The following is a 270-nucleotide window of genomic DNA, read 5'->3' on the forward strand; positions in this document are numbered from 1 at the left end:
GGTCAACAGACCCTAGCATTAATTACATTTAATAAACGCTTAAAGCTAGTTTTCACTAGCCAAAAACTAAATCTCGTTTACGCACTTACTTAGCGAGCACGGAATACGATACGACCTTTCGATAAATCGTAAGGAGTCATTTCTACCGTTACTTTATCGCCGGTTAAAATACGGATATAGTTTTTGCGCATTTTACCTGAAATATGAGCCACAACTACGTGACCATTTTCTAGCTCAACTCGGAACATTGTATTTGGTAAAGTATCAAGG

At 37.8% G+C, this 270-nt stretch carries 1 protein-coding gene; it reads right to left on the reverse strand.

From position 1 onward, the window contains the following. Nucleotides 1–89 precede the first annotated feature (89 nt). A partial coding sequence (gene infA, locus AAEY79_RS15005; protein WP_352289212.1) for a translation initiation factor IF-1 occupies nucleotides 90–270 on the reverse strand: 181 nt, incomplete at its 5' end.

Origin of the sequence: Psychrobacter sp. GW64-MNA-CIBAN-0177, assembly GCF_040309585.1 — a bacterium.
Taxonomy (GTDB): domain Bacteria; phylum Pseudomonadota; class Gammaproteobacteria; order Pseudomonadales; family Moraxellaceae; genus Psychrobacter; species Psychrobacter okhotskensis.